The organism is Pseudomonas sp. C 49-2 (assembly GCF_003970195.1).
GTDB lineage: Bacteria > Pseudomonadota > Gammaproteobacteria > Pseudomonadales > Pseudomonadaceae > Aquipseudomonas > Aquipseudomonas canadensis.
Map to the genome: position 1 here is coordinate 126,865 of NZ_RXYG01000010.1, position 17,548 is coordinate 144,412.

At 59.0% G+C, this 17,548-nt stretch carries 2 protein-coding genes; both read right to left on the reverse strand.

The features are described from left to right. Positions 1–48: 48 nt before the first annotated feature. Positions 49–681, reverse strand: a complete 633-nt coding sequence (locus EJ576_RS20455) for a hypothetical protein (RefSeq protein WP_122725797.1) — start codon at positions 679–681, stop codon at positions 49–51. Continuing rightward, complete coding sequence (locus EJ576_RS20460) at positions 681–17,531, reverse strand: hemagglutinin repeat-containing protein (protein WP_126570970.1); 16,851 nt, start codon at positions 17,529–17,531, stop codon at positions 681–683. The genes EJ576_RS20455 and EJ576_RS20460 overlap by 1 nt, the downstream gene beginning before the upstream one ends. Between the last annotated feature and the right edge of the window lie 17 nt (positions 17,532–17,548).

Below are 17,548 nucleotides of genomic sequence, written 5' to 3' on the forward strand. Positions count from 1 at the left end.
ACGAAGTCAGGAAAAACGGGCACCCAAAGAAGGTTAAGTAAGTGCCATTCAAATCTGCCCCCTTTTTTCGTTTGTCCAACTAGAAAACATTTGATAAAAATGACGTTCTACCTCATCGTTCCTGAGCAACTGATCGTTTGCAAAATCAAAACTATCAGACTTCACTAGCACACAATGCAAAGCTTCTGGAATATCATTGACATTAGCAAATTTAGTAGGCACTAGATACCTGAAATAATCCCCCATCCCAGACTTCCCACTATAGCCAACTGGATAGTCCGCGCCTTCGTTATCGCCTTCAACACCATGATATACAAAAAAGCCTTTATTGACGGACAGATTAGCCTCAGCGTAAGACGCTGACTCTGCCAAATCAAACTCAAGGTGCTCAACCACACTGTCTTTTGATTGGAGGTGCCCATACCGCCAAGCAGAATACAAGTCGACCTTGAGTTCTCCCTGTTTATTCGGCGTATCGCTCAAAAACTCAGAAGACTCGTCCCACATAAACTCAGACATTTTATCAAGTAAAGCTTCCACATTTTCTGTGCTCAACAATATCCTTGGCAATTCTCCGTAGCAGTTATTTACCATCACTGCGATCTTACCCGCCTTATCTATTGCGAACCACGTGACTATCGTTCCAAACCCAGGCCGCCACTCTGCATTCAATAAACTCATTAGAGATCTCCTCGTGGCCAGGTTACGCTGCAGTTTGTACAGGTCGGAATTATCGCTGCGTCAGGAATACGGTCCTTTCCCCACACATCACGTGGACGGACCGCGTCAGTAAACTTTATCCCCGAGGGATCAACTCCTTGCCTGACAAGAGAATCCGCAGCCGATACTTCTGCACAGGCACCCGCCTTGTTTTTGCAAAAGTCGGTAAACTCTCCGATCTTCACACCCAACTTATCCTCAATATATTTTACTGTGTTCGGATGCAACATATCGGCCGCTATGGCGCCATTGCTACTTCCTATCGCCGTCTTGCCCGTGACAGGGTCATATGCACCCACCATCGTTGCTTGTTTACTTGCCTGTGTTTTTGAAGATATCTTGTTAATTTCATCTAATAAATCTTGTCGAGCTTGAGTGGCCGCCTTTTCAATTTGACTGGCATTAGGTAAGCCCAATGGTGCCGTACTAACCTTAGAATAAGAAGCAAGCTCACTCGTTCCATCAGCGTACACAACCTTCATCGTATCGTCACTGACCGTGACAATACTGCCCTTGGGGATCACTTTCCCACTCTTCAGCGTTACGCTCTCACTGAGCTCGACTGTAGTATTGGCCTGAATCGTGGCGCTTTTAACGTATTGGGGGCCACCCACCGGCACGTGATTGGGCACATCAATCGGATGTGGCACATCAGGATTTGGCCCAACACGTTCAAACTTGGCCAGCTTACCCTCAACACCTCCCGCAGCCTTGGTGGCGGCAGCAATCTCTTTAAAGCCATTGATAGAGACCTCGACGCCAGCTTTAGAAAGTGTTGACGCACCCTGAGCAGCTCCCACTGTTCCGCCGGTAGCAATGACTTGGGCATACAACGCCACCGCCTCGCCCATTTGCTTACCAAGCTTCTCGGCGTTTTCATCACCACCGACAACCAGCGCATCGCGAAGCTGACTGATTTGCGACTTGAAGCCAGCGGCAGCCTTACCGAAGAGCTTCTCCCCCTCGACTGACAATATGAACGCGTTCATAGCGTCAATGCTTGCAACTGGATCGCGCAACACTCCCACTGCACCGTTCAGAGTATCTATGCCTGCGCCGGCCATACTGTCTTTGAAACTATTGAAGAGCGCGCTGGCTGAAGTCATATCTTGACTACCAGAAATGGATAACCACTTGCCCGTCACCTTCATTTTTTCAGCGAACGTTTCCGCCTCTGCGACCTCCTTGACCATTTGAACTATTTGCTGGGTCGCCAGCCAATTGTTGTCGACGTTCGCAACCGCGGCGTTAGTAGCCGTCGCCGCACCGTTCGGGTTGCTCATTGCAGCAATGCCGGTCACCATCGACGCGATGATGTTGCGCTTGGCCTCTCGCTCCTCGCTCGTTTCATTAGGGCTGGTTTCGTTAAAAAGGCCTGCGAGCAAACTACTGGCCGAACCACCCAGCGCACCCGCTGAGCAACTCTGGCTGCTGGCAGCAGCACCGGCACAGCCGAGAATGGCATGCAAGCTGGCGTGCTCAGGGCTGCCTTCTTTCATCCCCTTGATGACCAGTTTGCCGATGTAGTCCGAGCCCTGCTGCTGGACGTAGTTAACGACCATATTCTGCGCAAACTGCGCACCACCACCGGTTACGTTACCGCTTGCACCCGCGACCAATGCGGTGGCGATTTGTCGGTAGGTGCCGCCTGCTCCCCAATCAGCAGCAACGGCATTGGCTTGTTTATTCAGGTCCAAGTATTTCTGTCGATGAACCGCTTGTACGTTAGGGTCGACTTCAGGGTCGCGGGATTTGGCGTATTCCTTTTCAGCGTCGCTACGCAGCGTATCCGCCTCGCGGGCGCGGGTCTCCAGATACGCAGCTACGTTCTGAACGAACTTGCCGGTAATCTCGAAACCGACCTGAATCTCCTTCGCGTCGAAAATTGGCTTTAGCTTGTTGCTGCCATCTCGATCACTGGACACATCAGTATTGATTGCAGCCACAGCTTGGTCGGCCGTCTGGCCGGTCAACGCCTGCTGCTTGGCGCTGTCAGTCACCGTCACTGCTGCGCCGCTGATACCGCTTAAGGTTTTACTGCTGGAGCTGTCACCGGCATACAGCGCAACAGGCGCGTTGACGCCAAATCCGCCTTTATCAGCCACTGGCGTACCGGTCTTGGTGGCATCAACGTTGCCGTTTGCATCCCTGCCAACCTTCCCGCCAGCACTGTAGCCACCGCTCAGATTGATACTGGTAGCGTCGTAATCGGCTTTATTCTTGATGTCCGAAGTGGTTAACGTGCCCGTTGTGAGCGTGTTCTTACCATCAGCGACTGCCTTATCAGTGCTGGCGATAATTGCGCCCTTGAGGTCGGTATTACCCTTAACCTCAATCTGGAAGCCACCGTCGCGCGCCTTGATGCCCGATTGGTCACTGACACTGGCATAGTCGCTGTGCATTTTTTGCTGGCCAATGCCACCACTGACACTGCTCATGCCCATGCAGAACGGCGGTATGCAAATGCTGACCCCGACGTTTGCACTCAGCTGTTCCGAGCGATAGGTGCTGGTGTCTTGCAGGCTCTCGATATTGAGATCGCCGCCCACTTTGGCCTGAACCTGCTGACCGGTAACGACCGCACCCTTGAGGTTGGTATCCCCAGCGCTGTCAAGGCGCACCGTCTGTCCAGCCTTAACGGTCGTGTTGGTCTGAGTGACGTCATCACCATCGGACATACCCCGGCCTTTATTGGCCGCCAGGTCCAATGTGAACCCGTTTTGCTGCCCACCAAAGCTGAAACCAATTCCAGCACTCCAACCGCTGTTGTTATTGGTGCTCTCCTGATGTGCCGTATTTTGTGCAGCGAGCAGATTGATTTTGCCGTCAGCCTTAAGGTTGGCGTCGCCTCCTGCGTCAATCCGACTGCCCACCACATTTAGATTGCTATCAGCGCCAGCTCCCTTGGCAGTGATGTTGACGTCCCCCCCTGCAACCACGCTGCTGCCGACCACATTGCGACCACTTTGCTCACTCGCACTGTGGCTGCGGCTGTCGCTCAAGTTGACGCTGATCTTCACCCCAGTGAGGTTTTGGTTCATCAACGCCTGGCCACCTTCGATGGCCGCATTGGCACTCATGGCGGCATTCACGGCAGACAGCGCAAGCATGCGGCCGTCGCTGGTTTGTTGGGCCGACTCAGCTGTTCCTTGGAGGCTTCGCAACGCGTCAACCATTGGAACGCTGACCGTCCCGCCAATTGCTGTGCGGCTGGTACTCGCCGTATTGCTGGCTTTGAGGGTGTCGAAGCCGGCCACGATGTCCACGTGCTTGGCTTTGATATCGATATCGCCTTTAGGCGCAACAACCTGGCTGGCAATTTGGGTGTATTGCTCGCCCGCTGACAGGCCGACGTCACCCCCCAGCGAGGCGATCTGGCTACCCGTTTGACGCGTGGTGTCGCTCTGCTCGGTTTTCTTGGTCTTGACGACACCCGTCGCACTTTGCCACCAGGAACCTACCTCTCCGACCTTTTTGCTATTGGCCTTGGAGCTGGCGCTTTCACTGTTTTCAGCACTGACCACTTCAAGATTGCGCCCCGTGTCGATCCGCAGATCGCGGTCCGTGACCAACGTACTTCCGCGCACGGTGGTATCGCGACCGCTGGTGATCTGCAAGCTATCAGCGCTGATGTCACTGCCGATACTTTGCGAGGCACTTTGCTGGGCCTGCTGGCCTTTCTGAGTCGCCGACATACCAACAGTCAGCGACAGCCCGACTTTGCTGGACTGCTTTGATTGGCTAGAGGTTTGCTGCACCTGCGCCGTGCCGATTTCAACGTCATTGCCAGCGTTGAGCTTTATGGCGCCCTCTGCCCGCAAAGCCGCTGCCTCTAGGGAAATATCGTGATCCGCTTGTAGTTTGATTGACTCGGCAACCAGCTCAGTACTGTTGAGCGTTGTTTGACTACTCGACTGGCTACGAGACTTACTCGAAAACATCCCTTTCTTGGAGGAAGCGCTGGCTTGGCTGGAATAGTTTTGCGCAGCCTCAAGATTGATGTCGTGCCCAGCGGAAGCCAGCAGCTCGCCACCACTGTTGATTTTCGCCCCCTCAAGATTGATATCCTGAGCTGCCGAAACAACAACCTTCTTGCCCGCATCAATGGATGAGCTGATAGCAACATCGCTTTCACTCTCACTCATTTTTGTACTCTTTTTACCCCACGATCCTTTTTTGGTTTTGGAGTAATAGGAGTAATCGCTGTCCTCGGCGGTGTTGAGACTCAAGTCATTACCGGCAAACAGATACGCTTCGTCCCCCGCAGAAACCCGACTAGCCGTAACGGCCAAGTCCTGCCCAGCACTCAACGACACATCCCTTCCGGCTTTTACCGTCGTCGACACCTGACTGACATGGTCTTCCCGAGTCTTGAGCTTCTTCGAGTTGTACGCTGAGTGTTGCTCATCCGCCGCAGAAATCAGGCTTAGATCCCCAGTAGCCGACATAGCCACATCACGCTTGGCCTCAATCTGGCTGGCAATGGCCGTCAAATCCCGACCAGCCACCGCCTTAAGGTCGCGACCCACGGTCACAGAAGAACCGTGCTGGGTCACCGTACTGTTGCTGATGCGACCTCCGGTGTAGCCGGTGACCTGCTCGGCCGATCCAAAGCTTAGGTCGCGCCCGGCCTGGATAGTGGTGTCGCGCCCGCTCTGCAACACTGCGCCCTGGTTTGAGACGTCTCGCCCCGCCTTGATACTCAGATCATTCGCCGCCTCAACCCGCGCAGCGCTATCCACATAATCGCGATGCTGCGAATACCTTGCCCCTTTGTCATCCCAACCGGTCACGCTGCGCTCGTTGATCACATCGCCATTAATGGCGGTCAGCGTCACATCGCGCCCTTTGATGATGCCTCCGGCTTTGTTGACGATGTTGTTGCCCGCCAGCAGGTCCAGGCGGTTGCCTGCTTCGATCAGCCCGCTGTTGGTCACATCATTGGCGGCTTTGGCCGACAGGTTGTTGGTGGCGCGCAAAATGCCGGAGTTGACCAGGTTTTCACCGGCGATCAGGTTCAGGTCGTTACCGGCGATCAAGGCTCCGGTGGGGGCAAGACGGTTATTGGCCTGGGCCAGGTACAGCACCGGCACCAGGACTTTTTCACCGTTCACTTCGTGCTCTTCCAGCCACACGATGTCATGCGTCAGGGCCGCGACCTGTTGCGAGGTGAGGCTGACGCCCATCGACAGGTTCAGTTGCTGCTTGCTGCTGATGGCGTTGTCCATCAAGTACTTGAACAGTTTTTCGTCGGTGGTCTGGCCGTCGATAAAACGTTGGCCGGTGCGCGCTTGCACCGCCTGCTGAACCAAACGTTGTTCGTACAGGCCATCGCCCAGGCGCTTCCAGCTTTCGTCTGGGTTGTAGCCCAGGCCTTGCAGCAGGTAGTCCGAGCTCATGAATTGCTTGAGGTCGGTGAGTACCGGGTTGGTTTCGATCAGGTACTTGTGCGGCTGCGAGACGGCACGACTGTCCGGCAGGCCCTGGACGCGGCTGATGGTTTGGCCGGCCAATGCCGTGGGCTGGCTGACGGCTGGTGGTTGTACGTGACCGCCAGCGAGTACGTCCTGGGCAGCCGGGGTAAGGCCCGGCAGTTGGGTCTCCGGCGCAGCGATCGCCGTAACGTCGGTACTGCGCGCAATGGTCGACAGGCCCGGCACACTCAGATCAGGGAGCGTCCCGTCTGGCGACGTATGCACAACCCTATCGCCTGGCGTGACGGCAGGCAGGTCGATGCCCGGCCGCGAACCATCGACCGCAGGCTGGGAAACACCCGCGGGATCGCGCGCGTCAATGCCGTCAACGCGGGTGATGTCGGCACCGTTGGTGCGTCCCGGTAGCCGGGTTTGCACATCGGCGCTTCCTACACCGCCGGTATCGATGGCACTGGCGACCGCATTAAGCAAACCCGCTTCACGGGCAGCCACGGCGACCTGCCGCGTGCTGGTGGCGACTTGCGCCGCCTCGCCGACTTGAATCACGCGTCCATGGGTGGATGGCAGCGCTTGCTGGCGCTGGCTCGGATCAAGACTGGCGCTGCCCAGCGTCCAATTCTGATTAACAGTGCCCGTCTGCCCCGTGGTGCCGCTTTGGCCACTTAAACGAAACAACCCGTTCTGCCCGCTGGGCAAACCGAAGCCTGGCAGGGTCAGGGGGTTGACCTGCTGTTGGGCAAGGTCGGGTGGCAACTGTGCATTGAGCACCACCACCTGGGTTTTATTGGCGCCTACGCCGGTGTCCAGCGAACGCCCACCCACCGCCAGCGCGGTCTTGATCACGTTGATGTTGTTGATGCTTTTACTGGCGGTGAGCGCAGCGTTGCCACCGGCCTGAATAATCGCCGGGGCCACCACTTGGGTGCCGCCTTGTACGGCGATGGGTTGGTTGATGCCGGGAAACAGCGACGGACTAAAGCGCGCCATCAAGGCCGCAAACGCCGCCTCATCTACTGGCGAGCCCTGCGGGTGCGCGCGGTTATAGGCCTGCACCGCGGCGACCATCTGGTTGTACTGGCCTTTGGAGATTTTGGTAATGCCGCTGTATTCCTGGCTCTGGGAACCGGAACCACCGGTAGCTGCCTGGTTGAGGATGTTTTCGCCAGTAATCGATAGGTCATTGGCGGCCGACACCACGCTGTAGCGGTTGGTGAAGTTCTGCCCGGTTACCACCATGTTGCGCCCGGCGCTGAGGGTGGCCGAAGGCGAGTCGAGTTCAAGCACACTCGACACGGTACGGCTCAAGGTCACCGCAGGGCGTCGGTCACTCCAACCGCCGCTGCAATGCTGGGTGCACCGAATGCCCACGCCCACGGACGTCAGTTGCTGGTTGAGCTTGAATTTCTCGCGCTCGTTGACCACGTCATTGGCCGCGATTCTGAGGTCGCCCATGCTCTCGATGCTGGCCGAAACGTTACGCACGCTCTGCGCCTGGGTTCCACCGGCTACTCCCGCTACCGTGAGGTTGCCCAGGCTGTAGATGTCCGAATAGTTGTTGGTCAGGCTGCCCAGGTTGAAGGTCGAGTCCTGGCCGCTGAACAGGAATCCGCGTGCGCCGATACCGCTTGCAGCATGATCGTTGAGCAGGCTCTGGGCCGTCAGCACCAGGTTCTGTGAAGCCCCCAACGTGCCGGTGTTAACAATACTGCCGGCGTTGATGCGCAGATCGCCGCTGGAGGTCAAACGCCCACGGTTGAGCAGTTGGCTCCCGGTGGTCAGTTGGGAAGCGCCACCGCCTGCCACGCTGGCAGTTTCATTCACGGTTATCTGCGCGGCGCTCAGGCCCAGGTTGCCCAGGCTGCTATAGCGCCCGTTACCGCCGTAGCTGCCGGCCAGCGTCAGATTGGCCGTGCCGTCACTGGCGATCAGGCCATCGTTGTTCCAGTTGCCGCCGTTGCCCGTCAGGCTGTCGGAAGCGAGTAACTGGCCGCTGGCGGTCTGGTTCAGGGTATTGACGTTGACCGTCAGGCGCCCGGCCTGGATCACGCTGCTGTTGGTCCAGCTGTCTGCTGCCAGGGTCAGGCCGCCACGGGTCACCAGGTTGCCGCCTGCATTGATCAGGTTGGCGGTGGCGATATCAAAAGTGCCGGTGCCGCCGTGCAGCAGGCTACCGCCCTGGTTCAGGAAGCCACCGGCATTCAGGGTCAGGTCAGCGTTGGAGGTTTCCAGTCGACCATTACGGTTATCGAATGCACCGCCGAGCTGGAAGTTGGTTTTGCCGCTGCGGCCTAGCGCGCGCAGTTGCCCGCCTTGGTTGTCGACGCTGCCGCCCGTCACGCTTAGGGTATTGTCGCTTTCAATCACGCCGCTGCGGTTGATCAGCGCACCACTGGCGCTCAGCTCAACCGCACGACCTGCAATTTGCCCGGTGCTGTTGTCCAGTTGCACACCACTGACTCGCATCAAGCCGGTGGCATACACCCCGCCATTGGCATTGGCGAAGTAGTTGGCGTTGACCACTGCATCGCCGGTCTGCGCAGCGATGAAGCCACTCTGGTTGTCGAGGCGGTTGGCATTCAGGTTAAGGCTATGGGCCTGGAGCGTGCCGCCTTGGTTATTGAGGTCGCCGCTGATGTTCAGGCCCAGGCCGGTCTGGCCCTGCACCTTGCCTTTGGCGTTGTTCAATGCCACCGCGGTCAACTGCACATCGGCGTCCTGACTGTAGATCAGACCGTCGCTGTTGTTCTGCACGATACCGGTGCTGGTGATCGCTACGCGGTCTTTACCAGCGAGGGTGCCGCTGCCACTGTTGTTCAGGCCACCGCTGAACAGCGTCAACAGACTTTGGCTGATGATTTTGCCCTTGGCGTCGTTGTTGACCTGCATCGCCCGTTGCAGCAGCAATGGGCCGGAACTGGCAATGCTGCCGCCGCTGTTGTTGAGGGTGCCGAGCAGGTTGAGGGTCAGGCGGCCGTTGGTGGCCAATGTGCCGCCGTTGTTGTTCAGGTCGGTGCCGGTGACGGTCATCGCTTGCTGGGCGTTGATCGTGCTTTGGTTGGTCAGCGTTGCCGCCTGCAGATCCAGCGTGGTGCCGCTTTCGATCAAACCGCCATCGACGTTGGTCAACGCACCGGCCACGGTGAGCGTTTGCCCGTCGCCACTGGACAGTACGCCTTTGCCACTGTTATCCAGGCTGGCGGCACTGACGCCCAAACGGCCTTGGCTAACCAGCGCGCCTTCGTTGTTGTTCTGCAACGCGCCGCTCAGGCGCACATCAATTGCACCGCTACGGCTGGAGAGCGTGCCGTTGTCACGGTTGTCGAGGTTGTCACCCCTGACGTTCAGACCTTGCCAGCCGGACAGCAGGCCTCTTGCGGTGTTGTTCATCGTGGACGCGTTGACGGTCAGCACTTGGCTGCTGATCAGCTTGCCGGCGCTGTTGTCCAGGTTGCGCGCCGTCAGGGCGAAGCTTTGCTGGCTGGAGATTTCGCCGCCTTGGTTATTCAGGTCACGCAGGTTTTTCAGGGTCAGCGGGCCGTTAGTCAGCAGCAGGCCGTTGCGGTTGTCCAAGTCGCTGTTGTTGAGGTCCAGAGTCATCCCCTGCTCGCCCACGACACGACCGCCCGCCAGCGCCAAAGCGTTGAGGTTTGCGGTCAACACGCCTTTGGCCGAGACTTCACCGCCGTTGCCCGTGTGGAGGCTGGCAGCGTTGAGGTTCAGGGATTGCTTGGCACTGATCAAGCCTTGGTCCTGGTTGTTCAGCAGGCCATCGCTGGTCAGTTGCAAGTCGCTGCGGCTATTGAGCGTGCCGCCACGGTTGTCGACGGAGCCTGCGTGAGCGTCGAGGCTGGCGGCGCCGATCAGGCCTTTCAAGTTCGCCAGGGCTTGATTGACGCGCAGGGTCAGGGCCTGGTTACTCAGCAGCTTGCCGTTGCTGTTATCCAGACTTTGCGCGGCCAAGGTGAAGGCTTGGGCGCTGGAGATTTCACCGTCCTGATTATTGACACTGTTGAGGTTGTTGAGCGCCAGCGGGCCAATAGCGTTGATCAATCCGCCTCTGTTGTTCAGTTGGCCGTTGTTCAAGTCCAGACTCAAACCCGCGTTGCTGAACAGCTTGCCGCCCTGCTGATCCAAACCCGTGACGCTGGCGGTCAGCGCCTTCGCGCTGCCGATGCTGCCGCCATTGTTCAACTGTGCGGTGGTCAGGGCCAGGGTGTCGCCGCTGTTGAGACGGCCGGTTTGGTTGTTCAGCTCGCCCGTGGTGATGGCGACAGGGCCTTTGCCGCTGATGATGCCTTGCCTGTTGCCAAGATTGGCGCTTTGCAGTGTCAGGCCGCCGTCGGTGACCAATTTGCCTTCGCTGTTGTTAAGGCTGTCGGTGACGGCGACGCTCAAACCATTGGCGCTGGACAGGCTGCCCTTGCTGTTGTTCAGGCTGCGGGCTTTGACGGCCAATGCATCTTCGCTGCCAAGCACGCCCTGGCTGTTATCGAAGTCGCCTGCGAGGTCCAGCTTCAGCGACTCTTGGCTGAGCAGCTTGCCGCCGTTGTTATCCAGCGATGTGCCGGTCAGGATCAAGCGTTGGCCGTTGAGTTCGCCGAGGGTGCGGTTGATGAGTTGATCAACGGCGAGGTTCAACGTACCGCCTGCGAACACCATGCCCTTGTCGCTGTTGTTGAGTTGTTGGCCGATGACGCTGACGTCGGCGTTGCTGGTCAGTTCACCGGTGCGGTTGTCGACAGTCGCCACGTCGAGTTTCAGCGCTTTTGTGGCGCCTACCAGACCGTTGCGGTTATCGAGATTTGCGCCGCTCAGGTTGAGGGCGTCGGTGCTGATCAGTTTGCCGTTCTGGTTGTCGAGTTTGCTGGCGTTGATCGTCGCAAGCGCCTTGCCCGCGATCTCGCCATTGCGGTTGTCTAGCGCTGCGCTGGTCAGCAACAAGGCACCGTCGGCGATCACGCTGCCGCGTTGGTTATCGATCAATTCGCTGGCGCTGAGGGTGACATCGCCACGCCCACTGAGCAGGCCTTCGGTGTTGTCCAGGCGAGTGCTGCGGGCATCGAGGCTGGCGGCGTTGATATGGCCTTTGAGGTTGGCCAGCAGTTGGTCGACGCGCAGGGTCAGTGCCTGGTTGCTGATCAGTTTGCCGTTGCTGTTATCCAGGTTTTTTGCGACCAAGGTGAAGGCGTTTTGGCTGGAGATTTCGCCGTGCTGGTTGTTGATAGTGGCGAGGTTGTCGAGTGTCAGCAGTGGTGCGTTGATCACCCCTGCGTTGACCAGTTCACCGTTGTGCAGGTCAAGGTTGAGTTGCGTGGTGCTGACCAGTTCGGCGCCGCCCCATTGCGTCAGGCCGGTGAGGCTGGCATTCATGGCGCCGACGCTGCCGATATGCCCGCTGTTGTTGAGCTGGGTGGCGCTGAGGTCGAGCTTGTCGGCGCTGATCACGCGGCCGTCGATGCCGTTGGTGAACAGTCCGGTGTTGACCGTTGCCAGACCTTGGCTTTTGAGCAGGCCGTTAGTGTTCTCCAGGCTGGTACTGGTCACTGTGAGGTTTTGGCCGCTTTCGACGGTGCCACCTTGGTTGATTAGCGCCGCTGCGCTCGCAAGGGTCAGCGGTCCTGCGCTGGAAATCTTGCCGCGGGTGTTGTCGATGCGCTGGCCTGCCAGCTCCATCGAGCCTTCGCTGGTGAGCTTGCCGCCTGTGTTGTCCAGGCCTGCCTTCAGTTGAAGTGCCAAAGCACGCTGAGCACCAACAGTGCCATCGGTGTTATCTACAGCAGTGCCGGTAAGCCGAGCGTCCTGGGCAAAGATCAAACCTTTGGCCTGATTGATCACCTCGGCCATCGCCAATTCCAGCCCAGTACCGGCCAACAACTTGCCGCCGCTGTTATTCAGACGCGTGCCGCTGAACTCGATGTTCTGCTGGCTGGAGATTTCCCCGCTGCGGTTGTCGGTGCTGCCGACCTTGAGTTTCAGCACTTTTGTCGCGGCGAGCAGGCCGCCGTTTTGGTTATCCAACGTGTCAGCGTTGAGGCTCAGATTGCCCTGGGCGACCCACTGACCGCCCTGCTGATTCAGCACACCAACCGTGGCGTCCAGATCATCCTGGCTGGCGATGCGCCCCTTGGCGTTTTCGACGGTATCGAGGGTCAGGCGTACCGGGCCAATCGCGCTGGTCAGGCCGTTCTGGTTGTTCAAAGACTGGCCGGCAAGTGCCAGCGCCTGCTTGCTGTTAAGCACGCCTTCGCGGTTGTCGAGTTGGCCGACGCGCAGGTTCAGGCCCTGATTGGCGCGCACCGCGCCGCCACGGTTGTCCAAGCTATTGCTGCGTAGCGTCAGCAGGTTCTGTCCGGACAGGCGACCGGTGCGGTTGTCCACACTCCCAGCCTGGATGTCCATCACGCCTTTGGCGAGCACAGCGCCTTTGGCTTGGTTATCAAGCAGGCCGTCGACCTTCACCGTCAGGCTGCCATCGGTCGCCAGGCTGCCGGACTGGCTGTTATCCAGGCTGGCCGCGGTCACGTTCAAACGCTGGCCGGCGCCCAAGGTGCCGCCTTGGTTGGACAGCGCGCCGGTGGTGGTCAGGTCGAGGCTGATGTCGCCCATCACATGACCGTCGTTGCGGTTGTTCAGGGTCATCGCGTTGACCACTGTGGCGCCGCTGCTGGAAACTTCGCCGTTGTCGTTAAGCAGGTCGGCCCCCAACGTTAACGCGAGGTCTTTGGAACTGCTGAATACGCCGCTGGTGTTATCCAGCCGTTCTGCTCGAGCAGTCAGGCCTGCCGCAGCAATGACGCCCTTGAGGTTGATCAGCGCTTGGTCGACTTTGAGGGTCAGCGCCTGATCGCTGAGCACATGGCCGTCGCTGTTATCCAGACGTTGCGCGGCCAGGACGAAGCTACGCTCGCTGGAAATCTCGCCGTGCTGGTTGGCGACGGAGGCGAGGTTTTTCAACAGCAATTGCCCCGGCGCGTGGATCAGGCCACCGGCGTTATTGAGAGCGCCGAGGTTCATGTCCAGGCTTAAATCGCTGGTGCTGTAGAGCTGGCCACCGTTGCGCTGATCCAGGCCGGTGAGGCTGGCGGTCAGTGCCTTGTTACTGGCGATATGGCCGTCAAAACGGTTATCCACCTGCCCTGCCGTCAGCTCCAGGAGATCGGCACTGGTCAGGCGCCCGCCGCTTTGGTTATTCAATGCACCGGTCGTGATGCGCACAGCGCCGTCGCCGATCATTTTGCCGCCGCCGTTGTCGATACTGGCGCTGCTCACGGTCAACGCCATCGCGCTAAGCAGTTCGCCGTTGCGGTTGCTCAGAACGCCGTTGGCGGTCAGATTCAACGCCGCGCCGCTGCTGAGGCGGCCGCCATCGTTGTTCAGTGTGGCGGTTTGCAGGGTCAGGCGCTTGTCACTGCGCACGGTGCCTTGCTGGTTGTTCAGTTGGTCGAGTTCCAGACTCAGTGCGCCGTTCGCCAGAAGGCGTCCTTTGAGGCTGTTGTCGAACTGCTTGCCGTTGAACGACAGGTCGGAGAGGCTGGAAACTTCGCCGCCTTGGTTGTTCAGGCGATCAACCTTCATCACCAGCGACTGGCGTGCATTGAGCAAGCCACCCTCGCGGTTATCCAGTTGCGTGCCGCTTACCCGCATCGGCCCGGCTGCCGTTACGCTGCCGCCACGGTTATCGAATTGACCCATCGCCAGGTCCGCCTGCTGACCGCTGACAAAACGGCCGCCACGGTTGATCGCGATACCACGGGTGGTGACGTCAAGTAACCGGTCCCCTTGCAACAGCCCCTGGCTGTTATCCAGGCTCATACTGCTCAAGGTGGTGGTAGCACCGATGATTTCACCGTGGCGATTGTCCAGGGCCGTGTCGACGGACAGCGTCAGATCATCGCGGACTTTGAGCTTGCCTTCGGCGTTAACCAGGCTGTTTGCGTGCAGGTCCAACCCCGTGGCGGCGACCAAGCCTTTGGTGTTGTCCAGCGCGTTGGCAACGCGCACCACAAGCCCCTGCTCGCTGAGCAACTTGCCGCCCCGGTTGTCGAGGCTGCCGGCGGTAAACGCCAGGGCCTGGGCACTGGAAATTTCCCCGCCCTGGTTATCGACACTGCTTAAATTGCTCAGTAGCAGTACACCCGGCGCATGAATCAAACCGCCTTGGTTATTCAGGTGACCGTGGTTCAGGTCCAGATCTACACCCGCCTGACTGTGGATATTGCCTTTGGCGCTGTTGTCCAGGCTTGCCGTGCTCACCCGCAATGGGCCGGTTGCACTGAACAGACCGGCCTGGTTCAGCAAGTGCGCGCTGATCAACGCGGTAAGGCGACCGTCGCTGGTCAGCTTCCCGCCACTGTTGTCCAAGCGCGTCGCGGTGATGTCCATCGCCTGCCCGGCGAACAGCGTGCCCTGGCGGTTGTCGATCAGGCCCACGCTGTTGAGCGAGAGCATCGCGTCGCCTTGCAGCAGGCCCTCGCGGTTATCCAGCGACGTACTGTTGACCGATACCGTGCGCGCCAACAGCTTGCCAGTGCGGTTATCCAATGCTCCGTCGATCTGCGCGATCAAGCCATCGCCGGCGCTGAGCGTGCCGCCTTGGTTAGCCAGGCTGGCGGCGCGCACATCCAGGGTTTTAGCCGAGATCAAGCCTTGCGTGTTATCGAGTGCGTGGGCGATGCGCACGGTCAAACCCTGCTCGCTGAGGAGCTTGGCGTGGTGGTTATTCAGGGTGTCCGCGGCCAGGGTGAACGCCTGGGTGCTGGAAATTTCGCCGCCCTGGTTATCGACGCTGGCGAGGTTGCTCAGCAGTAATTGGCCAGGGGCGTTGATCGTGCCACCCTGGTTATTCAAATGACCGTTATTAAGATTGAGGCGCACATCCCCCTGGCCGAAGAAACGACCATCGTTGTGCTGATCAAGACCACTGACGCCAGCATTCAGCATTTGGCCCGCGCTGATGCGGCCGCCCTCACTGTTATCCACTTGGCCGGCGTTCAAGTTGAATGCGCCATCACCGCGCAAGGTGCCACGCTGGTTATTCAGCGGGCCACTCGATTGCACAGTGAGGTTATGGGCGACAAGCGTGCCTTGTTGGTTATCAAGGCGACCCAGGTTGAGGCGTGCATCACCTTTGGCGGCAAACAGACCGGTCTGGTTGAGCAATTGCCCGGCGATCGCCGCGACCAACGCGCCGTCGCTGGTGAGCGTGCCTGCGCTGTTGTCCAGTCGGGATGCATTGAGGGTAGCGGTTGCACCTGCCGCCAATGTCCCACGCTGGTTGGACACCACACCGCTGTTGAGCACCAGGGCGCGATCACCTTGCAGGCGGCCGCGGTCGTTGTTCAGTTCACCCGTGGTGGACGCAAGGTCGGTAGCCAGAAGCTCGCCGCTGCGATTGTCCAGCAGGCCTGCGGTGTTCGCCGTCAGACGATTACGTGCGCTGAGCTTGCCGCCCTGGTTGTTCAGGTTGGCGGCGTTGATGTCGAGGTTTGACGCCGAAACCAGGCCCAACGCATTGTTCATCGCGCCGGCGATACGCAGGGTCAGATCTTGGTCGCTGAGCACTTTACCCGCGCCGTTGTCGAGGCGGTTGGCGGCCAAGAGGAATGACCGCGTGCTGGAGATTTCCCCTTGGCGGTTATCGACCGTATTGAGGTTATCAAGGGTCAATTGACCGCTGGCGTTGATCTGGCCGTTGCGGTTATCCCAGTGCCCTTGGTTGAGGTTCAGCGTCAGTGAGTCTTGGCTGGTGAGCGAGCCTTTTTGGCTGTTGTCCAGGGCGCCACTATTGATCTGTACTGTCTGACGCGCAGCAATTCGGCCGCCCTGGTTATTGATCAAACCTGATGCGTTGAGGCTCAACGACTGCCCGGCCGACACCAGGCCTGCCACGTTATCCAACGCTACCAATTGCAGCGTGACCTGCGCCTGGCTCGACAGCTCGCCGCTGCGGTTGATCAATTGCCCGATACCCGCCGTCAGGTTGCCGGTGCTGGTGACCAATCCGCGTTGGCTGTTAAGCAGTTGATCCGCGTTGATTCTGAGGTTGCCTGCGCTGAGAATGCGGCCTTGGTTTTGGTTATCGAGTTGGGTGGCGCTCAGTTGGGCTGCCCGTTGGGCACTCAGGGTGCCGCCCTGATTGGCCAGCTCGCCCGTGTTGATGGTCAAGTCACGGCTGGCGATCACCGTCTTGCCAGTGTTGTCGATGCTTTGAGCTTTTAAGCGCACATCGCCTTGGGCATTGCGGCTGTTATCGGCATTGACACCGGCTTCGATAATTCCGTTGTTGATCAACCGCCCAGCGGCGTCCAGTGTGATGCTGTCCTTGGCCGCCAGGGTTTGCTGATTGGTCAGCGCACCTTGGGTGTTCACCGACAAGTCAGTACCGGCATACACCGCGCCTTTGGTCTCTACGCTGGCCGCTTTGACCGCCACTGCCGTACCGGCGGAGGTTTGGCCCATGACCACGTTACCCGCAGCGTCAATCTGGATATCGCCACCGGCAACCATGTCCCCGGACAGCTTTACGCCGACGCCTGCTTCGGTCCCGACCAGCTTCACCGCCCCCACGTACATGCCGCCCAACGCCGACGAGTCAATCGCCAGGTCCGGCGCCTTGCTGCCGTCCGCTGCACGCGCCGTGGCGTTCAAAGTGCGCGCATCCACATCGTTGCGCCCCGCGACGATGGTGAGTTTTTTCGCCTGGATTTGTGCATTGATGGTGGTGGCGCGGGTGATGATTTCGAACTGGTCGACGTTGCTGGCATTCAGGCCGGTGCCTTCGATGGACACATTTCCCTTGTCCACTTGATAACGGCTGATCTGGCCGTTTTCGATGACCGCCTTGCCCGTGGTGAGTGTGGCTTGTGGAGTGTTGATAAAACCGCAGCCGTTGCAGCTGATGCCGTAAGGGTTGGCCACGATCACATGGGCCGACTGCCCCGCCACTTCGGTGTAGCCACGCAGTTGGCTGGGGCTACCGCCATTCACCTCATTGAGAATGACGCTGGCGGCGCTGCCATGGAAATTTGGGTTGCCGACGATAATTCCGCCGAGCTGGGTGGACTGGGTGCGGTCGGTGGTATTGTTGAGGATGACCCCGTTGGCACCGACGTTGTAGTCGTGGAATTGGTTATGCGACAGCCCATTCGCGTTCGGCGCGGCAATATTCACGATCGGTACGCCGTTGCCCGCTTGTCCGAGCGTGGTACCCGGCCCGCTCACTGCAATCCCGTCCGCCTGAGCCAGTAGCGGCTGCCAGAACATGGCGTTCGCCAATACCAACGCCAACCCGCGCTTGGGCAAGCCCAGGAAGGTGGACCGGTTTTTTACGGCTGCAGAAGGCTGGCGCGCAAGGTAGGCGAACTGGCGAACATCCATGTCATGTCTCGATGCCC

What these genes read in the sequence shown, in the direction of transcription:
- EJ576_RS20455 (WP_122725797.1), bottom strand. Translation starts at nt 681, where the DNA reads ATGAGTTTATTGAATGCAGAGTGGCGGCCTGGGTTTGGAACGATAGTC.
- EJ576_RS20460 (WP_126570970.1), bottom strand. Translation starts at nt 17,531, where the DNA reads ATGGATGTTCGCCAGTTCGCCTACCTTGCGCGCCAGCCTTCTGCAGCC.